The organism is Flavobacteriales bacterium (assembly GCA_020435415.1).
Taxonomy (GTDB): Bacteria; Bacteroidota; Bacteroidia; order JACJYZ01; family JACJYZ01; genus JACJYZ01.
This window is the reverse complement of record JAGQZQ010000047.1, coordinates 1-24,280: the sequence shown is the minus strand read 5'-3', so window position 1 is coordinate 24,280 and position 24,280 is coordinate 1. Positions and strand designations below refer to the sequence as shown.

15 protein-coding genes are annotated in these 24,280 nt (G+C 48.3%); 9 read left to right on the top strand and 6 right to left on the bottom strand.

All coding sequences use genetic code 11. The features are described 5' to 3' along the window. Positions 1-625 (top strand): acetyl-CoA carboxylase carboxyl transferase subunit alpha (locus tag KDD36_08995; protein MCB0396777.1); only part of this gene is annotated, 625 nt, incomplete at its 5' end. A gap of 19 nt (positions 626-644) precedes the next feature. On the opposite strand, the gene KDD36_08990 is transcribed toward KDD36_08995, so the two are convergent. Continuing rightward, positions 645-1,913 (bottom strand): hypothetical protein, encoded by a 1,269-nt coding sequence (locus KDD36_08990; GenBank protein MCB0396776.1) that lies wholly within the window; start codon positions 1,911-1,913, stop codon positions 645-647. 187 nt (positions 1,914-2,100) lie between these two features. On the opposite strand from KDD36_08990, the gene dnaB reads away from it, so the two are divergent. Further along, a complete protein-coding gene (gene dnaB, locus KDD36_08985) occupies positions 2,101-3,621 on the top strand; it encodes a replicative DNA helicase (GenBank protein ID MCB0396775.1) in 1,521 nt (506 codons plus the stop codon). Beyond that, positions 3,587-4,900, top strand: a complete 1,314-nt coding sequence (locus KDD36_08980; GenBank protein ID MCB0396774.1) for an asparagine synthetase B — start codon at positions 3,587-3,589, stop codon at positions 4,898-4,900. The genes dnaB and KDD36_08980 overlap by 35 nt, the downstream gene beginning before the upstream one ends. Before the next feature lie 325 nt (positions 4,901-5,225). Here the strand turns inward: KDD36_08980 and KDD36_08975 are convergent, their stop codons facing one another. The 3 genes from KDD36_08975 to KDD36_08965 all read right to left on the bottom strand — a co-directional run bounded on the left by KDD36_08975 (position 5,226) and on the right by KDD36_08965 (position 10,005). Then, entirely contained in the window at positions 5,226-7,097 is a 1,872-nt protein-coding gene (locus tag KDD36_08975; protein MCB0396773.1) for a hypothetical protein, read from the bottom strand. Further along, positions 7,094-9,058 (bottom strand): DNA primase, encoded by a 1,965-nt coding sequence (locus KDD36_08970; protein ID MCB0396772.1) that lies wholly within the window; start codon positions 9,056-9,058, stop codon positions 7,094-7,096. The genes KDD36_08975 and KDD36_08970 overlap by 4 nt, the downstream gene beginning before the upstream one ends. A 113-nt stretch (positions 9,059-9,171) precedes the next feature. Next, the gene (locus KDD36_08965; protein MCB0396771.1) at positions 9,172-10,005 is read right to left on the bottom strand and encodes an alpha/beta hydrolase; all 834 of its coding nucleotides are present in this window, start codon (positions 10,003-10,005) and stop codon (positions 9,172-9,174) included. A gap of 205 nt (positions 10,006-10,210) precedes the next feature. Here KDD36_08965 and KDD36_08960 point away from each other — a divergent pair, with 205 nt between their 5' ends. From KDD36_08960 to KDD36_08945, 4 genes are all read left to right on the top strand, one after another. Continuing rightward, positions 10,211-12,754 (top strand): hypothetical protein, encoded by a 2,544-nt coding sequence (locus KDD36_08960; GenBank protein MCB0396770.1) that lies wholly within the window; start codon positions 10,211-10,213, stop codon positions 12,752-12,754. A 315-nt stretch (positions 12,755-13,069) separates the two neighbouring features. Then, the gene (locus KDD36_08955) at positions 13,070-14,050 is read left to right on the top strand and encodes a HAMP domain-containing histidine kinase (protein MCB0396769.1); all 981 of its coding nucleotides are present in this window, start codon (positions 13,070-13,072) and stop codon (positions 14,048-14,050) included. A gap of 193 nt (positions 14,051-14,243) precedes the next feature. Further along, entirely contained in the window at positions 14,244-15,146 is a 903-nt protein-coding gene (locus KDD36_08950; protein ID MCB0396768.1) for a hypothetical protein, read from the top strand. Further along, complete coding sequence (locus tag KDD36_08945) at positions 15,143-16,432, top strand: gliding motility-associated C-terminal domain-containing protein (protein ID MCB0396767.1); 1,290 nt, start codon at positions 15,143-15,145, stop codon at positions 16,430-16,432. Before KDD36_08950 ends, KDD36_08945 begins: the two co-directional genes overlap by 4 nt. Before the next feature lie 289 nt (positions 16,433-16,721). On the opposite strand, the gene KDD36_08940 is transcribed toward KDD36_08945, so the two are convergent. Continuing rightward, a complete protein-coding gene (locus KDD36_08940) occupies positions 16,722-17,504 on the bottom strand; it encodes a hypothetical protein (GenBank protein MCB0396766.1) in 783 nt (260 codons plus the stop codon). Positions 17,505-17,513: 9 nt separating this feature from the next. Next, positions 17,514-21,824, bottom strand: coding sequence for a PKD domain-containing protein (locus tag KDD36_08935; protein ID MCB0396765.1), 4,311 nt, complete (start codon positions 21,822-21,824; stop codon positions 17,514-17,516). 57 nt (positions 21,825-21,881) lie between these two features. Here KDD36_08935 and KDD36_08930 point away from each other — a divergent pair, with 57 nt between their 5' ends. Both KDD36_08930 and KDD36_08925 read left to right on the top strand, forming a co-directional pair. After that, positions 21,882-22,916 (top strand): PorP/SprF family type IX secretion system membrane protein, encoded by a 1,035-nt coding sequence (locus KDD36_08930; protein ID MCB0396764.1) that lies wholly within the window; start codon positions 21,882-21,884, stop codon positions 22,914-22,916. Next, positions 22,903-24,280: PD40 domain-containing protein (locus tag KDD36_08925; GenBank protein MCB0396763.1), on the top strand; the 1,378-nt coding region annotated here is incomplete at its 3' end. The genes KDD36_08930 and KDD36_08925, both read left to right, overlap by 14 nt.

Here is a 24,280-nt window from a genome sequence, read left to right as displayed (position 1 = left end):
CAATACGAAGATGCGGCAGTATCGGAATTTCGGTATGGCCAACCCGGAAGGATATCGCAAAGCATTGCGGTTGATGAAAATGGCCGAAAAGTTCAACAAGCCCGTAGTTACACTAATTGATACACCGGGTGCTTACCCCGGACTGGAAGCGGAAGAACGTGGGCAGGGAGAAGCCATTGCAAGAAACCTGATCGAGATGGTGCAGTTGCGTGTTCCGGTGATATGCATTGTTATCGGCGAAGGTGCATCGGGTGGTGCATTGGGTATTGGCATCGGCGATAAAGTATTGATGCTGGAAAACACCTGGTACAGCGTGATCTCCCCGGAGTCCTGTTCGAGTATTCTCTGGCGCAGCTGGGATTTCAAGGAAAAGGCCGCAGAAGCATTAAAGCTGACTGCGGAGGACATGCTGGCCAATAAATTGGTGGATGGCATCATCAAAGAACCCCTGGGTGGAGCACATACGCATCCGGAGGAAACATGCAAAATCGTTAAGGATACGATCCTTAAAGAGTTGGAAGCATTGGACGCCCAAACCCCGGAAGATCGCATCTTCGCACGCATACAGAAGTTTTCTTCCATGGGCGTGGTCAAGGATGGCGAAGAAGAGGATGGCAAAGAATAACGGCGGGGCCGAATTACGATCACTTATTATATAGCATGTGTAACTGCTTAACCGAATCCGGGAAGACGGCCTGATCAACCAGGGTACCGGTGTTGCCATCATAGATATTCAAGACCTTTCCTGACGCACACGCAACCTCACCTGAGCTTATATCCACGGCCATACATTGCGGCATAATACCTGGGATAAGGTCTGTCAGACTGTTTGGGTTATAAGTATACTTCCGAAGACCGGAATTGCCGGAGATGAGATAGGTATTGGCATTCAACTGAACCGCATCATACAATGGTCCCGCATCGAGGGTGTGTGGTTCCCAAAAGCCATTCTGCGAGATGGTGTATTCCTTCATCATACCCTGCCCGTTTTCGTTGCCAAAAACCATGAGGTGATCGGGGTCACGTGAGAAAATCTGTTTCACCTCCATATCCAGGGCCACCTCCTGGTAACCCGTCGTCCCTTCCTTCTGTATCATCACCAACTTACGCAGGGCACCGTTCCCTTTCTGAATCATGACAAGATCATCTTCATGTGCAGCCATCATCACGGTACGAAAGGCGGTCGGAAAACTCACGCCGTAGGTTGAGATGCCTTGTCTGTCATAGCCTCTTACCGATCCATCCGTCATCATCACATAACAGGTCCGTTGGTTAGAGAATACCCCTTCATAGGTATCCCAGGGTAAATTAAGATGACCAGGTTTGGACCATGCGAGTGTCCGGCTGTCAATGTCCCATGCCTGCACCGGGCCATTCACACTTCCGCTCAGGTATACCTGCCGGTCCCATGAATTGATCGCTGAACCGGAATAATCACTCATTGCCGGAGACACAACCGTATCAACCGAAAGTCCGTCATATTTAAAAATCATCGGGGATGTACCGGAAAACATCAACGCTAGAATAGCATCTCTTTCCAGCGGCAACTCATCCACGATGATCTCACGGAAGGCCCGTTTCTCATGCGTTCCGTCACTGGCGACAATCAATACAAAGTAGGTGCCTGATGCCAGATGTATATTGTCGAGAGGCATTGTTGTAACCATGTGATAGGTATTGGTCTCCGGAGTCACCTGCACGGATGGGGTCACAGCAACAAGCAGCTCGTTGACGATGCTCATGCGGATGGAAACAAGTTGATTTTCATCGGTTACCGTCACATCCACATCAACCGTATCTGTCACCGCATACCGACTTTGCACGGCGGGTTGTTTCCACGTTATTTCAGGTTCGGACAGATCACGATCTTTGACGCATGCCCCCTGCAATAAGCTGATAACAATAAACGTCATCAACAAAGACATGTGTAAAATGGAACGATTCAAGGGCCGGTTCATCCATTAAATTTAGTATATTTATGGTTATCGGTTTTTGCACATTTGCAAGTGATTTTTATCAACAATTGTTTAAAAGACGTGTTGAGGGAATGTTAACACATTAATAAATGTGCCGTTCGTTCTTTTCCTACTTTTGGGACCTATGGAAAATTTGAAGATTACAGACAGAACGGGGAAACGCAGGGGAATGGCTGGCTCATTGCAACCTTTGGCGATGGAGCATGGCAAGCTGCCACCACAGGCGGTTGATCTGGAGGAAGCACTGCTTGGTGCACTGATGCTTGAGAAAGATGCGTTGACTGCGGTGATCGACATCATACAACCCGCTTGTTTTTACAAAGAAGCGCACAAACATATTTTTGAAGCGATTCAGCAACTCTTCTCAAAAGCGGAAGCCATTGACATCCTCACGGTAACCAATGAACTGAAGAAGAACGGAAACCTCGACGTGGTTGGTGGACCTTACTATATTTCGCAATTGACAAACCGCGTGGCTTCCTCGGCCAACGTGGAGTTTCATGCACGTATCATTCTCCAGAAATTTATTCAGCGTGAACTGATCACCCTGGGTTCTGATATGATCCGTGATGCTTACGAAGAAACCAATGACGCTTTCGACCTGCTGGATAAAGCGGGTGAGAATCTGTTCAACATCACCGAACAGAATGTTCGCAAAAATTATGACCGGATGTCCACCCTGCTTAGCGAAGCCATCAAGGAGATCGAAGCAGCGCGAAATCACACCGACGGACTGACCGGTGTACCCACAGGATTTACACAACTCGACAGCGTGACTTCAGGCTGGCAACGGTCCGACCTGGACATCATCGCCGCCCGCCCAGGTATGGGTAAAACCGCCTTCGTATTATCCATCGCAAGAAATGCGGCAGTGCAATTCAACAGACCGGTTGCCATATTTTCACTTGAGATGTCCTCCCTGCAGCTGGTCAATCGTCTGATTGCTGCGGAAGCAGAATTGACTGTTGAGAAATTAAAAAAAGGGAACCTGGAAGATTTCGAATGGCAGCAACTGAATGCGAAGATCACCCGTCTGGCAGAAGCACCGTTGTTCATTGATGATACCCCTGCGTTATCCATCTTCGAGCTTCGCGCAAAATGTCGCCGGCTGAAACAACAGAACAAGATTGAACTGATTATTATTGATTACCTGCAGCTGATGACAGCCGGCGGCGACAACCGCGGAAACCGTGAGCAGGAGATCAGCACGATCTCCAGGTCATTGAAAAGCATTGCCAAGGAACTGGACGTACCGGTGATCGCGCTTTCCCAGTTAAGTCGTGCGGTTGAAAATCGCGGAGGCAGCAAACGTCCGCAACTGTCCGATCTCAGGGAGTCCGGAGCTATTGAACAGGATGCGGATATGGTTATGTTTATCTACCGTCCGGAGTATTACGGTCTGGATGTGGATGAAAACAACAACCCCACACAAGGCATGGCCGAGATCATCATCGCCAAACACCGTAATGGCGCACTAAAGGATGTACCCCTGCGTTTTATTGATAAGTTGGCTAAATTTGAAGACTGGGAGACCGGAAACTTTGATGCCCCATTCCAGCAAGGCCATGACCAAAACTCATTCAATACCATCACCAGATCATCCAGAATGGATGACATCGAGGACGAAGAATCAAAACCGTTTTAACGGACTTCATGCATTTGTCTTCCTGATTTGTCTCCTGCTTTTGGGAACGGCACCCTTACGGGCAGCCCACATCCTTATTCCCATGGATAAGGAAAGTCAGAAAAATCACCTGAAAGCTTATGGTATTGCTTACTGGGTCCTTCAGCATGATGTTGAAGTGAACTGGCTGCTCAACTACCGGGGCGGCAGTTTTATGTTTGAAAGAAACAGTACCCTTGAGAATGAATGCATCATCAGAGGCGTATCCTATGAGATCCTGGCAGATGTGCAGGTGAATAATATTCTCGCGGAGATCAGTCAGCCCGAGGTGAACATGGAAGTCATGAAACTGGAAAAGGTGCCCAAGATTGCCGTGTACTCACCTAAGAACAAACAACCCTGGGATGATGCCGTTACCCTTGTACTTACCTACGCAGAAATCCCATACGACGTGGTATACGATGAAGAGATCATTGACGGGAAACTTCCATTGTATGACTGGCTCCATCTCCACCATGAAGATTTCACCGGACAATACGGACGATTCTACAGAGCCTTTGCGCATGAAGCATGGTACCAGGAACAGGTGCGTGATTCCGAAGCGGCAGCCAAACGCCATGGCTTTTCCAAGGTTTCGGAATTCAAGTTGGCTGTGGCAAAAAGAATCAGGGATTTCACTGCGGGCGGAGGCTTCCTTTTCGCTATGTGTTCAGCCACCGATTCATATGACATCGCACTGGCCGCAGAGGGTGTCGATATCTGCGAAAGCATGTTCGATGGCGACGGAGCAGATCCTGCCATGAATGAAAAGATAGACTACGAGAAATGTTTTGCCTTCACGAATTTCAAGGTATCTACAAATCCTTACGAATACGAATTTTCCAGCATTGACCACAGTCCGAACTTCCCCCCCGTACGTTCGGTGAATGAAGAAGTGGATTATTTCACCCTGTTCGAGTTCTCTGCAAAATGGGATCCCGTACCCACCATGCTATGCCAGAACCACGAAATGGTGATCAAAGGTTTCATGGGACAAACCACGGCCTTCCGTAAACAATACGTCAAATCCACCGTGCTGATCATGGGCGAAAACAAAGCCGCCAATGAAGTACGGTACATCCATGGTGAATACGGAAAAGGAACATGGACATTCTACGGCGGACATGATCCCGAAGATTACAGACATCTGGTAGGAGATCCGCCTACAGACCTCAACCTACATCCGAACTCTCCCGGCTACCGCCTCATCCTGAATAACATTCTCTTTCCGGCTGCTAAAAAGCAGAAGCAGAAAACGTAATGCCGGATGATCGGCTGATATCATGATCATGGATTATTTGTTATCAAGCCTAACCCGGAAAGGGGTGAAATATTTATAGCCCCACGTGTGAGTTTTCAACGAACCCAGCCCCGTAGGGGTGTAATCTTCATAGCACCACGTGTACGTTTCCAACAAACCCAAACCCGCCGGATACCTTTGCATACGATCAACGATAAACACCATCATCCGGCGGGTTTGGGTTTCCGTCTTCTTATACCGTTACCGTTATGAAGATTACACCCCTACGGGGTTCGCTATATTGTGTGTATGACCTAGGGCTGTAGACACCCTCGCCTTCAATAACTCAATCATAAAACCGCCAGTTCAGTCCGAGCTTGAAGGCCCTGTCTGGCATGGGATAATGCGGAGTAAGGTAGTACCGATAACCTTGCATACCGGCATTCAGGTGCTGCATCTTCAGAAACAGTCTGACCCTTTTGATCTTGAGATTCACAAAGACATCCACATAGGGATAATCTCCAATGCTGTTTTCATTCTGTACGTAGTACTGATTCACATCCGGCATCCAGGCGTGTCCGCTAAATGATGAGAAACCGGTCACATCCAGACCTATCCTGGCAAGCAGTGCATTGCTAAACATATCGCGCTCGTAGTACAAAGAGGAAGTATACAACCACTCAGGCAAATTCAACAGGTAGACGGAAGTTGTGTACTGATAAATTCCCTGTAGATCCAACCCCCATTTCTTCCATTTCAATTCCTTCGCAGCCATGGTCCTGAACACCCGGAAATCCTCTTCTCTGTATTCTGGCATGGCCTGGCTGTTGTAAAAGAAGTAGCCGGATACCTGATCTGCATTAAAACGAATGGTCCATTTCTTTGCATGTTTCAACTCCAGATCACCACCGGTAATTTTCTGCAACTGATCTGTTCCCTTCCATGCGCTATTGTTCCAGGCGTGATGGTTCCCCGTAAATTGCTGCATCATCCACGTTGGCCGGGTTTGGCTCTGTGCTATCCGCGCGGTCAGGTTCCATTTCGGGTTCAGCCGCTGCCGGTATACAACTCCGATGGCAGATGTTCCTTCATTCGGGCCTGCCAAACCATATGCGATAGTCAATTCGACTGATCGTCCGGTGGTTCTCCACCATGCCCTTCCATCCAGTGCCAGTTCTTCAAATGTGGAGTCGGCAACACTTCCACCGGTTCTGATATGTTCGTGCCGGATAGCAAATTCAAGTCCTGTGTTTGTACCCATCGTCCATCCGATCTGATTATGCATGTGTTCCATCCACATCGAATCCAATGTGGCCAGCGAATCGGAAAGTATCCGGGTATAATAACCGCCCAGAGGCTGCGCATCATCATAAACATACGAGGTCTTGTCCAGGGAGATCACGTGAAAGAAATCGGACCGGCAGCAGGGCGGCTCATCAGCGACCAGGCTATCCGGTTGTCCCCGGAAATGGATCACCTGTTTTAATCGCAATCCTTTATAGCGGTGAGCACTTTTTGCTTCCAGGATCTTTACCGGAAATGCTGCCCGGTTGGCCACCACATTCCTTTCGAATAGCGAATCATTGGCAAGTCCACCATTCTCCTCGTAAGTCATTTTGTTCAGTACGGCACTGAGGAACGCCGTATACTTTCCCGAAGGTGCATGGTACCAGGCTGAAAATGCAAGCGCAGAATGGCCGGCCTTTTGCCGGTTGTAAAAACCGGGAGCACTGATCCTACGGAAGACTATACTGGCATTGAGGTAAGGCGTAATGTTCTGGGTATGCAATAGTGTGAACACCTGCTCCTGCTTGGCACCCTGAACATAGAACAAATCAGTGAACGGTTTTCTCACATGATAACGGTTCAGACTATCCAGGCTGAACATATATGATTGCAGCGGCTGATCGCGAAGCCGGAAGGCGATACTTTCATTGGGTTTGAAGAGCAACGGGTGAAGGGGGCTACCGGTGTTTCCCATGTGTGCCATAAAGGGGGAACGGGTCATCTGCTGTTCGTAGCGATGAACATTCTTCACCAGGGTATCCGGAAATTGTACGCTGTCTCTGAAAGATAAAAATACCTTCTCGGTTGTATAGGTGATGGGAGGAGGTTTAACAGAGACCTCTGACGAATCCTGTGCATTTGCAACTTGCAGAAGTCCGGCGATGAGCAGACATAGTGACCAACGTTGGAAAGTGAACATCCTTCGCTTCATTTCAAAATCACACGACCCAGTTGGTTGGATATCTGCTTCCGCGCATTCTCAAGAAGTTTCTGCACTTCCAGCAACTTCATCACTTCTTCGTCAGATGCGGTGTCCTTCAGTTTGATCTGATTTTTCTCGATCATATCCATCACCCTTCGTTCCTTAAGGGCATAAACAACATTATAAACTGTTTTTCTCAACACCATTTCCTCAGTCTCTACCATGATGCCTCTTTTCTCCCAGTTCCCGCTTAACTGGTACCTTGAAGTACATAGGTCGATGGCGTGATGTGCGATCTCCGGATCAGAATGGTGAAGGAACTTCTTCTCATCAGGCAGTGAACCATTGTTTACCGCCGTCATGATCTCGTCAAATATCCTGCCATATACTGCATGCTCCAACGTAATATCATCGGCCGATAGTTCACTTACAATAAAATCAGCCACACTCATGGTCTCCGGCTCCATCTCCTTTTCTGCATTTTCTTCTGTGCGGACGATGGATAATTCATGGTTTCCGTATTGTAACAAAACGCGAAGCAGGTCCCGTTCCTGAAAGGATATGTCGGTAGCTGGTCTCTCCTGCGACTCCCGGTATTGAACGGGTACATCGTCCGGAACGGAGGCGTATTCTTCAGGTGAGGCGGACGTATTTTCCTTGCGGGCCTTATCGCGCCGCGACTTGTTAAGTACACTGATCAGCGCCTGCTCGTCAATTTGAAGTATGGACGCACATTCCTTCACATAAACGGAGCGGGTCACGGCATCGGGGATCAGGGCGATGGTTTGCACGATGTCCTTGATCAGGGCCGCCTTTTTGATCGGGTCACCAGAGGCCTCTTCCCAAAGCAGACCGGTTTTAAAGGAGATAAAGTCTTTGCTGTTGGAAGTGATGTATTCTTTCAAAGCCTCGCCGCCGGATTTCCTTGCGTAAGAGTCGGGGTCTTCTCCATCCGGGAAAAGGACGACGCGAACGTTGAGGCCCTCTTCAAGAATAAGATCGATCCCGCGGAAGGATGCTTTGATGCCTGCCGCATCCCCATCATAAAGGATGGTCACATTGGGTGTATACCGGCGGATCAGGCGGATCTGGCCTTCGGTGAGGGAAGTGCCGGAAGAGGCCACCACATTTTCCACACCGGCCTGGTGCAGCGATATCACATCGGTGTAGCCTTCAACGAGATAACATACGTCCTGCTCAGAAATGGCTTTGCGGGACTCATACAAACCATAGAGCACATGACTTTTATGGTATATCTCACTTTCGGGCGAGTTGATGTACTTGGCCGTTTTCTTGTCACTCCGGAGCGTTCGTCCACCAAAGCCGATGACCCGTCCGGTGACATTGCGGATCGGGAACATGACCCGTCCCCGGAAGCGGTCATGCCGTTTTCCATTTTCCCCTGACAGGGTGAGGCCGGTCTTATCCAGGAACTCCGGATTGTGTCCTTCATGCGTTGCGGCATTCAGAAGACCATCCCACTGATCCGGTGCATATCCAATCACAAACCGTTCGGTCATCGCAGGTGTTACACCCCTTTCTTTCAGATAGGTGAGACCGATGGCCTTTCCTTCTTCGGTATTATGCAAGACTTCGGTATAATACCGTTGTGCGAATGCGGAAACAATGTACAGGCTTTCCCTTTCCTGCACGGCCTCCTTCTGCTCATCTGTCTGCTGCTCATCCTCAACCTCAATGCCATATTTCTTTCCCAGAAAACGAAGTGCTTCGGGGTAGGCATAGTGTTCATGCTCCATGAGAAAGTTCACCGCATTACCACCCTTCCCGCAGCCGAAACATTTGTAAATACCACGCACAGGAGACACGTTGAATGACGGGGTCTTTTCGTCGTGAAACGGACAAAGTCCGATGTAATTGGCGCCGCGTTTCTTGAGCGTAACGTAGTCGCCCACGACCTCTTCGATCCTGGCAGCTTCAATGATACGGTCTATGGTTTCTCTGGTGATCATATCCTCTCACGAAGGTAGCAAAAGCCTTGCTGTTGGCGCGCTTTAATTATTAATCCAGCTAAAAAAAGGAGACCCGTGGGGCCTCCTTTTACCTGTAAGTGAAACGACAGGAATTACTTGGTATATTTTTCCAGGAAATCTTTTACCTGATCGAAATAAGCGCTTTTGTTGCTTGTGAACGTTTGCTTGTTCGTTGCACCTTCGACTTCATAAACCACGGATTCCTTTTTCTTGAGTTTGGCCAGGGCCTTCACATCATCGGGTCCGGTGATGCTTTCATTTTGCCCTACGATAAAGAGGATACCGCGAAGATGCTGGCCTTTTTCCTCCAGCGCATACTCAGGTTCCATGATGTATTTGTTATAACCGATCGGGAGCATCACTTCTTTCCCTTCTTTTTCTCTGACACGGTCTTTGTATTTCTGAAAAGACACGTAGGTACCATCTGCAACCACACGTTTGATCTTGGTGTTGTTGGCACCCACCCCGATTGACAGTCCAGCACCTATTCCCTTACCATAGAGATCCACCGTATATAACTTCGCGTGGTATTTCTTCACATATCCGATGGCAGCCTCCAGGTCTTTCGAGAACTGATGGTAGATAAAGAACTTCTCCTTGATCTCAAATTCATCGCTTTTGCCATAGCCGCGGTAGTCATAGGCAAGCACATGGTATTCCATGGTAATGAACTGTGAGATCAGCTCCAGGTTATCGGCCATGTTGCCATCACCGTCATCGCTGATGATAATGCATTTGGTAGATTCAGTAGCGGGCTTGAACCACCAGCCGTTGAGTGTTAAACCATCTGATGTCGGTAATTTTACTTCTTCGTATTCAATGCCATATTCATCGGGTGTAACGGCATATTCCTTGGACGGATTCAACGCCACCGCCGAGCTGCCAGCCAGGGCCACTGCGGCCAGGATCATTCCTGTTCTTTTCATAACAATCTGGGTTTGGGTTTACAATGGTTCAATATAGTCAAATATAAAAAAACATCCGAAGGTGGTGAGGCTGGTATCTTCCGGTTTGGCACAGACAAATATTCCACCTCCCGGCAGCGTTTTACAGACAGGCCTGTTAAAAAATACTTTCGTGAACGTACTGAACCGGGAGCGGAATTGAGGAACTTTGATGGTAACCGTCCCTATGAAAATACTGAAAAGGATTTTGTTGATTACCGGGGTATCCCTCCTGACACTGGTCCTCGCTGCATGGCTCCTTGCCTGGATATACGAGGATGAGGTGACAGGCATGGTATTGACCGAGCTCAACAAGAACCTCAAAACGGAGATCTCCGTGAATGAGGTGGATCTCACCCTCATCGAAAAGTTTCCATACGCATCCTTGCGTTTCTCGGACGTACTGGCAAGGGATGCCATCCGCACAACACCACGTGACACCTTGCTGTACGCACATAAATTATTTCTTCAATTCAATCTGTGGAACCTGTTCTCCAAAAATTATGTGCTCAGGAAAGTGAGCATCCAGGAAGGGGTACTCAAACTCAGGGTTTATAAAGACGGCAGTGTGAATTACAATTGCTGGAAGAAAAACAAAGATACCACGACCAGGGCCTTTCAAGTGGATCTGGAACAGGTAGACCTTTCGGACCTGGCGGTATTGTATGATAACCGCCAGGCATTGGTAAACCTGAACCTGACCTGCTCCGACACCCGCCTGAACGGCCGGCTGTCGGAACGAACGTATGCCGCATCGGTCAGGGGCGACATGTATCTGGCCTCTTGGACATCTGACACGGTCAATGTCATGTCCAACCGCGAACTCTACATAAAGACCGATCTGACCGTCGAGGATAAGCAGATATATCGCTTTCGGGATGGTCAACTGGAAATCGATGGGATGGCCTTCGGCGACCTGTCCGTGACCTATTCTGATATGCCGGGCAAAGCACCGGTACTGGAGGGAAAGGGGAAAGCAGAAGATATTGAACTGCAAAAATTCCTGACCCTTCTTCCACCCAACCTAACAGATCCTTTGCTGGATTACGAACTCGAAGGTCTTATCAGTCTTGATTTCGTAGCAAAAGGCCATCTGGGGAAGAACAAATACCCCAGGCTGGATGCCAATTATGAGATCACGGATGCCTCTCTCGCCAGAATCGGTTCAACCATCCGGCTTTCCTCCCTACGGGCAAAAGGCAGCCTGATCTTTGAACAAGGCAGCCCTTCAAACATGATCTCGGTAAGCAATGCTTCTGCCGATCTTGAAGGTGGTCACGTAGATATTTCCGGTGTCATTGATCATTTTGAGAACCCCGGAATCCAGTTCCGCGCCAAGGCTTCTCTGGATCTTGCACATCTGAATCAACTGGTACCAATGGATACGGTACAGTCTATCACAGGCAGTGCTATCATGTCGGTTTCATACTCGGGTCCGCTCAAACAACCATCCACCTTCACCAAAGATCAGTTGAACAGCATCACCCTGGCAGGATTGATCAACCTTTCCAATGTGAACCTCACCCTTAAAGGTTCCGATCATCCCATGACAGAGATGTACGGGAGGTTGCTGCTCCAGTACCCGCATCTCGGGGTGGATAGTCTGACCGGTTACGTAGCAGGCAATCCCATGCGATTGAATGGAATGCTTTCCCGCTTCTTTCCTTACATTCTTGCTCCTGACGAAACGATGGATATACGTGGCTCCCTTTTCAGTCCGATGGTTGACATGAACGAATTGCTCAAGGAAGACGGTGCCGCCAGGAACACCAATCCGTACCGTTTCAGTTTGCCTGACCATATCACCGCCACGCTGGAGGTTGCATGGGACGAGATCGTGTTCCGTAAGTTCAGGGCTACGGATGTCAGGGGGGAACTGCGCCTGGAAAATCGTGTCATCTATGCCGATCGCCTGACCATGCATACCATGGGCGGTGTACTGGATCTTACCGGCACTGCAGACAACCGAAGTCAGAAACAGGTTCAGGTCACATGCGATGGACAGGTAAATCAGATCGATATTCGTCAGATGTTCCTTCAAACTGAAAACTTCGGGCAGGTTGTATTGAAAGATGAACATTTACGGGGTACGATGACCGCCTCCATGCACCTGGAAAGCACATGGACCGATGAACTGACCGTCATCCCAGAACTGATAAAGGCACAGTCATCCATCCGGATCGATAACGGCGAACTGATCGGATTCAGCCCGCTGAAGGCCCTGTCCAGCTACATCAAGGTGAGTGAACTTGAACACATTAAGTTTTCAACCCTTGAGAACAAGGTGGATATCCATGACAGCAAGATCTATATTCCCCTGATGGACATACACTCAAGTGCTATCAACCTTAGTTGTTCGGGAACGCACAGTTTCGACAATGAGATCGACTATCACTTCCGGGTATTGCTGAGCGACATCTTATTCAGAAAAGCAAAAAAGGCCCGCAAAGAAAATGAAGCATTCGGTGTTGTGGAAGATGATGGACTGGGAAGAACCAGTTTGTATGTATCAATGACCGGTACGGTGGACAACCCCGTGATCCGCTATGACCAGCAGGGCGTGAGGGAAAAGATCAACCAGGACCTGAAAAAAGAAAAGGAGAATTTCAAAAGCATGCTAAAAGATGAATTCCGGTTCCTGAAGGGCAAGAAGGACACCACAAAACAACAAACGCCCCCGGTAACGGAGGAAAAGAAAGATGACAAGAAATTTGATATCGAATGGGAGTAATCGATGGTTCGGTTATTGAATCCTTCGTTTCGTATTGTCGCCACATCAAACGAATCACAACACAGCCGAATCAGATACATCCACCATTTCACCACGGGCAGATCATGTAAATGATTAAATTTGCCCGGCAAGCAACGCACGCAAGCATTGAACATTTACACGCGAAAGCAACAGTGGAAACTGCTCTTATTGGTCACTGCGGTGGTGATCGGTATAACGTCTTTATGGTATACCAACAGCCTGATCAGGAAACTGGCGGCAGAGGAGCGTAAGAAGGTAGAGCTTTGGGCAACCGGCATCAAGGCCATTGCCAACATGAACGAAGAATCGGGTGACATCACCGTCTCCTTCGAGGTGGTCCGGAACAATGAGACCGTACCGGTTATCATGACCGATGCCAACGGTGAGATCATCTCCGTAAGAAATCTGGATACCACACGCCTTGAGGATAAGCACTATCTGCATTCTGTTTTGGAAGAAATGAAGGGAGAGCATGAACCGATTGAGATCAAGTTGCACAATGGCGACAAGAACCTGATCTATTACCTCAACTCCACGCTTCTCCTTCAGTTGAAGTATTATCCCTTTGTGCAGTTGGCTGTGATCGCCTTGTTTATTGTTGTTGCCTATTTTGCTTTCAGCTCCTCCAGAAAGGCAGAACAGAACCAGGTGTGGATCGGGATGGCCAAAGAAACCGCTCACCAGCTCGGAACACCGCTATCGTCATTGGTAGCCTGGCTGGAGTTGTTAAAACTTAAGGGGGTGGATGAAGAAACCACACAGGAACTTCAGAAGGATGTAAAGCGTCTTGAAACCATCACGGAACGTTTCTCAAAGATCGGTGCCATACCTCGCCTCGAAAGAATGAACCTTGTGGATGTGGTCAAGAACTCCGTTCACTACATGGAAAGCAGGTCTCCGAAAAAAGTAACGTTTATTACCCAATGTTCTGATGATGCGCTGCATGCACCTTTGAATGCGCCTCTTTTTGAGTGGGTCATCGAAAACCTGATCCGTAACGCCGTGGATGCCATGGAAGGTGAGGGCACCCTGACAGTCGCCGTTACAGATCAGCTTCAATATGTCTACATCGACATCAGCGACACCGGGAAAGGCATACCTAAGTCACAATATCATTCCGTCTTTCAACCGGGCTTCACAACCAAAAGAACCGGATGGGGCCTGGGACTATCCCTTTCCAAACGGATCATCGAATACTACCACAAGGGCAGTATCTTTGTCAAACAATCGGAGGTTGGAAAAGGCAGTACGTTCAGGATCGTACTGAAAAGATAACCGCCTGATACCATCAAACCGCCTCCTAAAGATTCCGGATTTCTACCTCCCTCAGGCTTTCCCGTAAAATATAATTTCGAACGGCATCTTTTTTTACGATTTTCCTTGCATTGAAGCATTGTTACCAATACATTTGCTTCCAATCTGATGAGTAGAGTCATCCAGTAAGTTCGTATTCCTAACACCAGCGATCATGGAAAAGGTTACCCTTTTTCTGTGCGCGTCATTGTCATGGGCAACCGTGACCGCACAGGTCTATGTGAATAATCCGTCATTTGAAGGCAATGCCATACCTCCCGGATGGGAAGCTTGTGGCAGTCTGGCCAACTATAACACCGGCGCCTCCGATGGTACAAACTATGTAGAGGTTAGCACAGATGATTGGTCTGGTAACGGCAATCCCGCAGACATCTATATTGCCCAAAAACTGATCTGTCCTACTACTCCCGGAAGCACCATTGACTTCACCATCGACCTGAAGACCGGCGACACCACGGGCCTCGGCAACAATTTCGACAACTCGGGTTTTCTTGAGATTTACTGTTCACCGGATGTATGCACTCCCGGAACATTGCTATGGACGTCTCCGCGCATCAACCACTACAACTGGCAAACCTATGCGGTGAGTTTCACTGCACCGGCCACCTGCGATTATCTCCTCTTCAAGGCACTTTGTATTGGGTGCAACGGAAACTTTTTCGGAGGTGGCGGCAGCCGCGTACAGCTGGATAATATCGTTTCATCCGCCACGGTATGCGCGCCCACAGTAACGTTGGACAGCAACCTGGTGTGTTCCGGAGAATGCCTGGATCTTATACCTGTGGTAGTTGGTGGAGCGCTTCCGCTGACATATGCATGGAGTGACGGACTGGGTTCAGGAACCAGTGCCAATGTATGTCCAACCTCCGATGGACCATACACTGTAACGGTCACCGATAACCTGGGACGCACCTCAAGTGCTTCAGGGCATGTTACCATAGACACGGACCGTACTGTGGTCAATCGCTGGAGTGCCATAAACAAGACTGTGAAGCTCCTTACGGAACCTACTTCATCAACCCCACCAACACCCAGGTTTCCTTTCAGGATGCGATGAAGAATGGCTGGTGTTATACCATTGACGAAAGTGAGCTGCCTGCGGTTCTGTGTTTCGCATTCAAAGCTTCGGACCCCAATGCCCCTTACGAGCAATTCAATCTGCATATTGCGTATGAGAACTGTCCCGGAGGTGGAAATATTTACGGTGGTTTCGATGCCGGTTCGCAAGGTAACTCAACCATTTCTTTATCATCAGGAACCGGCAATACCGGCGGATCCACCAGTCAGTCAGGTGGCTGCTTTCACGTGAAGAACTATGTTGACATAGGTTCTGACGGAATCAGGGAAGCGGAACATGAAGGCACCTGGCACTATCCGGATTGCAAGCAGGTAGGTACGGATTTTATCGGCGGCATCGGATGCAACATCCTCATCCCGGGGGAGATTTACACGCACTGCTACGACCTTCGTCCCAGCGGGTGTGGCAAAGTCACCATCTGCCCGATCTACAACTGTGGCTCGGGTTGCATCCCCGATCCACCTTGCGTACAAATTGAAAATGTCGTCCGCACCACTGACGCTAGTTGCTATGGCAGCAATGATGGCTCAGCTGTTGCGCTGGTATGTGAAGACTCCCTATTCACCATTCAATGGAACACCGGGGCCACCACCAATTCGATATCGGGACTATCACCGGCTACGTATACGGTAACCATTACTGAAATAGAAACGGGTTGCGACACGGTTCGCAGTTTCACCATCAACGAACCCGATGAGATCATCGCCGATGCAGGGCTTCCAAAAGATCTTTGTGCGAATGAATCGCACGTGCTTGGGGGAAACCCTTCCGGCAAAGGGGGTATGGGTGGGTTCACCTATGGCTGGTCGCCCGGCGCCGGTCTTGATGATCCAACCATCCCCAACCCCACTGTCAGCGGCCTGACAGAACCCGTTACATTCACGTTAGTTGTTACAGACTCCACGGGCTGTGCGGATAGCGCCGAAGTACTCATCATCGGAAAACCATGCGACATTACCATTCCCAATGTATTCTCACCGAATGGCGAAAGCCCCAACAACAATTTTGAGATCAAGGGGATTGAATATTTCCCCGGCAGCCGGTTGCTTGTATTTAACCGGTGGGGGGAAAAGGTCTGGGAAAGCATGAGCTATCACAACGATTGGGACGGCCGGCATTGGAAGTCGCTTAACCGTTTAAATGAAGGGGTATATTATTGGATCCTTTACCTGAACGATCCTAGTAATCCGGTAGCGGCTGGCAGCAATCTGAATACGCGTCATGGCTGGGTTCACCTCATCCGCAACAACGATGACATAAATTGAGTAGTTGAGTGTTGATTGGTGTTGTTTACACGGGGATCGGAATGGTCCCCGTTTTTATTTCCGGAACGGACTATTGTTTGAAGTATCCAGATCCCTCATTGTGTTCGGGATGACAGGATTCATAAGTTTTACGGAAAGATAAAAGCGCACGGTTAACATTTAGATGATTTAATGCCTAAGCCGTGCGCTTTTATCTTTCTTTCCATTAAGACGCGACGACCTTGTCATCCCGAACGCAGTGAGGGACCTGCTAAGAGGGCAATAAGCCAGCATTCCGGAAATACGCTAACTATTGTTTGAACCTGCGATCCACAAGGTTAAAGAAAACCTCCGCACTTTCCTTTTCGGACCACTGGAACTTCTCCTTGAAAGGTTTCAGGTAAGAGTAAGCGGCTTCCCTGCTATCCAGGTTAGCGATACGGTCAAGCGATTCGTTGTAGGTCTCCATATCCCCACCGAAGAGCTCATTGATAAACAAAAAGCGTTCATGAATTCCGATGGCATTGTTCAGATCTGAGATTGGCTTATTTCCGAGATCTCCACCGACAGTCGTATCGTCTTTGGCAGACCTTTTATCTTTCACATATTCATTGGTAACCCGGGGTTTTTCACCCTTTGTTTCCGGAGAAGGTTTTGATGTCTGCTCATCCTGAGAGAACAGATCCGAGACAACGGCTTTCTCTTCAGCTACCTGGCTGAGGTCCGGCTTATCCTCATCACTGCCGGAAGGCTTAGCTATCATCCTGTCGGCTTCATCCGTTACGATCGTATTGGTTGGGGTAGTTGGTTCCATGATCCCGAAACCGGCGGGACGTTTCGGAAGTGCAGCAGGTTTTACATCCGGTTCTTCCTCCACTTCCTCCTCCTCTTCCTCAATCACCTCAGGAAGGGCTTCATCTTCGCTTCGCAGAAACTTCAGCACTGCAATTTTCTCATACAATTCTCCGGAAACGCTCAGGAGTGTGTCCAGATCCCTGCTTCCGAGCTCTTCAGGTTTGTGGATCCTGTTGGCTTGTTTCTGAAGATGTAGGGTCAGCTCCCTTATCTCGCCGATCAAATCATTCACTTCCATGCTTTACAGCTATCTGAGGAGTGCGATATATCCTTTCTTTGTTCGAATTTCTCCGTTGTACAGTTTGGCGCTGGCCGTATAGGCGTACGTTTCGATATTCTGAAGCTTACCTTTGTAGAAACCATCCCATCCTTCCTTGACATCGGATGTCTGGAACACCACTTCCCCCCAACGGTTGTAGATGGTGAACTCCAGCAAATCCTGAATCCCCCAACCCCGCACATAAATCACATCGTTCACGCCATCGCCGTTCGGTGTAAATGCTTTAGGTACATCCATACTGAATTTCACATCCACATCAATGCACATGCTATCCACTGCGAGAAAGCAATTGTTGGGATCGGTAACGGTTAGCTTGTAGCATGTACTGCTCAGCGGAATAGCTTCAGGGAATGGACAATCTGTACAGCTCAAACCATGCGGGGGTGTCCAACGATAATTGAACCCACTTCCAGCATAACCATCCATATTGTCTATCACCTCTCCTATGATGATGGTTGTATCTCCCGGAAGATTCAGATTCGGTTTGTTTTGTACACCAAGAGAAACGGTATCCGAGCCCACACAACCGTTGGTATCCGTAACAACAACAATGTATTGGATCGGACCCTGAGGCTTCGTCCAAGGATTGGCAATGGTGGTATCGCTCAACCAGGTAGAAGGTGACCACATGTACGTTCCTCCACCGGTAGACAACAACTGCAAGCTATCACCTGCACACAACGTGCCGCTGGGTGTGATGGTGGTGATAGGTTCGTTATAGGCGTTCACTGTCTTGATGATGGTATCGCGACAGCCGGTGGTGTTATCAAAAATTGACAACATAATATCATAAGAACCCGGGGTATTATAAGTATGGTTCGTATTCTGTTGTGTAGATGTGCTGCCATCGCCAAAATCCCAATGCCACTGATCGGGTCCGGTGGAGATATCGGTTAACGAAGTTATCAAAGGAATACAAGAGGCGGTATCACTGACCACGAAATCCGCGACGATCTGATGAATATAGATGGTATCCTTGAAGTATTGAGTACAACCGTTAGAAGACTGATAAATCAAAGTAGGGAAGAGTTGTCCCGTCTGATTGTAGATATGGGTGGTGGAGGTTCCTGATCCCGCCTGTCCGGCTCCGTCTCCGAAATCCCAGTCCCATGTGGTTACATTAAAGGTCGTATCAATAAAGAACGAAGCCATCTCACCTTTGCATATCGTATCAGGTTGCAAATGGAATTCCGCATAAGGACCGTTGATCTGTATGTACTTGATAAGTTCGATGGTATCCTTGCAACCGTAGGTTGTGGTCACGATCAGACTTACGTCATATTCTCCGGGTTGGGTATAGTTATGGCCCGGGTCTTCCAGAGTGGAAACCCCACCGTCACCGAAATCCCACTGCCATTGACTCACATAATCCGACAGGGATGAGTCTTTGAAAAGAATCAGATCCGGATAACACTGGGTGACCGTTTTATTACTTGAGATAAGCGCCACGGGGATTCCCTGAACGTGCACATAGTTAAGCTTGGTAATAGATGAATCACAACCGTCACTATCCGTTACCGTCAGTGTGACATCAAAGTATCCGGTATCCGGAAAGGTATGATACGGATTCTTCAGGGTAGATGTACTGCCATCACTGAAGGTCCAGAAATACGTTAAGGGCGCTTTGCCGGTACTCTGATCTGTAAACAAAACAGAATCTCCCAAACAGATGGATTGATCCGACACGGTAAACTTGGGTGTAGGTTGTTTCGAATTGATCAGGTTGGTTTGGTCGAGGGTATCCTTACAACCTATTGCATCGGTCACGATCAGCTTAACCGTCTTCAGACCATTCGTTGTGTAAATGTGTGCCGGGTTTTGCAGGGTGGAGGTTCCTCCGTCACCAAAGTCCCACAGCCAGCTCACCAGGGTGGTATCCGACAGTGAATTGTCCGTAAAGTTAACGGTAAGCGGAACACAACCTTCGGCAGCATCAATGGTATAGTTCGCCACCGGATCTATCACCTTTACTTGTCCGTAAGTTGTATCCTTGCAATTGTGAACATCGGTTACAATCAGGGTCACCGGGAACAATCCGGTGGATGTATACTTAGTTGTAGGCGTTCCGGTAGTTGAAGTTACACCGTTGCCCAACGTCCATTGGTAATAATATGCATCCTGGCTGTTAAGTCCGCTGAAGGAATGAGTGTAAGGCAAACAACCTATGACCGTATCATTGGTAATCTCAGCCTGTGGTACGGTGACGGTGATAATGGATTCGAAATGCCAATAACAACCTGTAGAATCGTTAAAAGCATCCAGTGATACGGTATAGCTTCCCCTTGCCGGGAAGGTATGGCTCGGATCAATGGAGGTGGAATCGATGGAACTGCCATCGCCAAAATTCCAATACCAGCGCTGAGCATCCTTCATATCACTGGTAAAATCATAGTCTAACGGGTGGTCACAATTTGCTGGTGCCGTATAGCTAACGATCGGCCCCTGAACGTAAATGACACTATCCACTTCCAGTGTATCATAACATCCATTATAGCCGGTAATGAGGGTAACAGTCATCCAGCCCGTATCAACATATTGATGAAATGGGTCAGGATTTGGATCTGTGCCACCATCACCAAAGTGATTCCAATACCAGTAATCAATCAGGCCTAACGAATCGATACTCAAATCCGTGAAATTCGCACCGTCAAATGCGCAGGTGGTATCACGATCCACAGAAAAGTCCGGGGTCATCTTCTTTCCCACCTCAATAACCTTCTTGACACTGTCGACACAACCGAGTTTATTAGTCACCACGAGGGTAACAGTAAAATCTCCATCCTGCATGAAAGTATTGGTGGGATTCTGTTGGGAAGAGGTATTCCCATCATCAAAGACCCATTGCCATGATGTGATGGTTGAATCTGAGGAGGTCTGATCGGTGAAGTTGACCGTTAGAGGCGCACAGCCTTCATCAATATCCGGGCTGAAGTCCGCATCAATGGGGTTAATAACGACATGATTGGTCATCACGATGGTTTTTTTACAACCGTAGGCGTTGGTAGCAACCAGTGTGACCGTGTATGTTCCGGCGGTATTATAGGTATAAGTGGGATTCTTTTGAGCAGATGTAGCACCGTTACCGAAATTCCATTGCCATGACACGGCGCCTGTGCTCAGATCGGTGAAATTTACGGTATGAGGCAATTGACAACCGTAATTCGGTGTTGAGGAAAAGTTGGCGATCATATCAATCACCTCGATCGTTTTTGTCACCGTATCCTGGCAGGTTGCACTACCGTCCCTGGCAATCAGCGTGACAGTGTAAGTTCCCGTGGCGTTATACTTATGAACGGGCTGAACAGAATTGCTTGTACCACCGTCGCCAAAATTCCATCTGTAGGAGGAAGCACCCGAAGATGAATTACCAAAAGTGACATTGGTATTGACGCAAACCGTGTCCGGCAGATTGATCCCGGCAGTAGGTACATCGATGATAATGAAGTTGGGTTTTACAAGGGTGTCCGAACATCCTGCACTATTTGTTACGATCACCGTTACATTGTATCCGCCTGTGCTCGTATAGGTATGTGAAGGCGTCGGCTGATTGGTTGTCGTACCATCCCCAAAATCCCATTGAAATGTAAAAGGTCCGCTACCGCTGGTGGTGGTTCCGAAGTTAACCGCTAATGGTGGGGTACATGCCGAAGTTACATTGGCGGTGATGTTGGATAAATTGGGTGATTCGGATACCTGAACATAATTCGGGATCAAAAGATTGCTTGAACATCCGTTGACATCTATCACCTGTAAGGATACCGGATAAGAACCGGTTGTGGTATAGGTATGTGTAGGGTTCGGATTACCGGAGTTGTTAATATTCCCATCTCCAAAATCCCATATCCACTGGTTAATGCTACCATCTCCCAGGGTTGTAAGGTCATTGAAGTTCACCGTAAACGGCTGGCAACCCTTGCCTCCGCCCGTACCTGTAAAATCCGCCACCGGATTCTTATAAATTGTAATGTAATCAACCAATGTAAGGGTATCACGGTTGGCACCATCCGATACGATCAGGGTTACTGTATATTTTCCAGGATCACCATAGGTAGCGACTGGGTTTTTCAAAAACGATGTATTGCCATTTCCGAATCGCCACTCCCAATAGGTAATGGGGCCGGTGGACAGGTTGTTGAAAATAATTGTTTGTGGACTGCAGCCTGCCGTTTTATTGGACGTAAAATCCGCTGTGACCTGACCTGATACCAAGCCGGTCGTAAGAGACAGCAGTGCAATCAAACAAAAAGGGTGAATGATGAAATTACGGACCTTTTTCAAATGATTTGCAATTATTTGCGAAGATTAACTACCTTTATTCATCAAATATAATAAGTTTTGCGCATAAAGCCGTCCCTTCTTTTCTTTCTGTTTGTTTATCTCCTGATTTCACCCCGGGTTTTCAGTCAGGATGTACATTTCTCTCAGTTTTATGCATCGCCGCTAACCCTCAATCCTGCCGAAACAGGCAACTTTGTGGGGGATTGCCGACTAGCCAACAACTACCGGCAACAATGGAAAGAATTGGGGATCCCTTACCGCACACTCTCCTTATCATATGAGCGTCAGCTTTTCCTAAAGGATCAGCATTTCAGCGCCGGGATCATCCTGGTGCATGACAAATCAGGAGACGCAAAACTTACCGGTAATAAAATGTACCTCTCCGCGGGTTATCACAAACGCGTCTGGGGGCATACGATTCACATGGGTCTCCAGGCGGGATACATCATGAAGAGTTTTTCCATTGATGCTTTGTCTTTCCCCAATCAATGGGATAATTCCCTGGGGCAGTTCAATTCTTCAGATCCATCACTGCCAAATAACGAAAACGCACAGGGCATAGGACCGTCCCTTTCTTATTTCGATCTCAATGCAGGTATCGGATGGACAAAGCGCTTCAATAAGTTCCAACCCGAAGTCGGAGCGGCTTTCTTCCATATCAATCATCCCAGGGAAACATTTTTTAGCACAGGCAACCGGCTTAAACACCGCACGACTTATTACATCTGCGGTCGGTTTGATGTGAGTAACCGCATTTACCTTCGCCCCACCCTCCTCTTCATGTCTACGGTCAATGCACAGGATGCCGTATTAGGTGGCCTCGCAGGATATAACGTGGGGGAGAACAAGTACAAGATCAAATCCTTATTCGTGGGCGGTTTGTTCAGGGATGGGATCAAGCGTAACATGGATGCGGGCATTGCCACGATGGGTGTCCAGTTCAACCGTGTGGATGTGGGTCTCAGCTACGACATCAACATTTCAAGCCTGGAGGTTTACACCAATAACAAAGGTGCATTGGAATTCTCCATCATATACCGTTGTAAAAGTTCTGTACCTTCCAAATTAGCAATCCCCTGTGACCGCCTTTAAGCAAGCCATTGTATTTTTTCTGTTGCTGATCGCCGGTTTTAATGCCGCTGCGCAAACGACGTCCGAAGACATCAACGCCATGAAACCGGGCCGACTGAAACGCTTCGGTCAGCAAGCAGCCAGAATGGGAGACCCGTATTCCGCCATCGATTATTTCCAAAGATACCTTGAACTCAAACCCGGAAACTCCGGCATCACTTACCTGTTAGCTCAGCAATACCTGAGAGCCCGTGATTACGCCACCGCCCTGGAGCTGTTCAAGACAGTCTACGACGCTGATCCGGATAAATACACGCTGGCGCTCTTCTATTATGCCCAGATGTTGCAGATGACAGGGAAGCACAAAGAAGCCGAACCGCTTTTTAATAAATTCCGGAAGGCATACCGCGATGGTCCTGATTCCAAGAAATATACAACCCTCGCCAAAGAATGTGCGGAAGGTTGTAAGATCGCTCCGAGTCTGATCGATTCAGCACTGGAAGTGGAAATCACCCACCTGGATACTTCCATCAACAAAGCCCATGTGGAATTCAGTCCCATTTCCGTCGCCGCCGACCAGATGATCTATGCTTCCCTTAAATCGGATAAGATCCTGTATGTGGTCATAGATTCCGCTGAAAATATGCCGGTAAGAAAATTCTATGCTGCAAAAAAGGAGGGAGAAACCTGGAAAAGTACCGGCGAATTCACCGGACCTTTTAATCAGGACAAAGTGAATACCGGCAATGGTGCCTTTTCACCCGATGGCCAGCGCTTTTATTTCACCCGATGCCAGCCCAATGAAATGGACCAGGTAGTGTGCGCCATTTATATCAGTTATCTCAGGGAAGGAAAATGGACCAGTCCCGAGAAACTTAATGATGAAATCAACGATCCCAGATACACCAGTACACAACCCACCGTGGGCACTGACTCACGCAAGGGGGATGAAATCTTGTATTTTGTGAGCGACAGACCGGGCGGTAAGGGCGGACTGGACATATGGTATACAACATACAATGCGAAAAAAAATATTTTCAAAGAACCCAAAAAGGCAGGTAGCAAGATCAATTCCGTTGGCGATGAAATGACGCCCTATTTCGATATGGAAACGCGAACGCTCTATTTCTCCTCGGATGGATTTCCGGGATTGGGCGGACTTGACATCTTCAAATCCGTCGGGGAACGCACCCGCTGGAGCGAACCTCAGAATGTTGGTTATCCGATAAATTCTGTGGCCGACGACATTTACTTTACCGTGGGCAAGACCAGGGAAGAAGGTTTCTTTGTTTCCAACCGTGAAGGTGGAGTCGCATTGAAAAATCCCACGTGTTGTGATGATATATACAGTTATCGCTGGCTGAAATACGTGCACGTGGCAATCA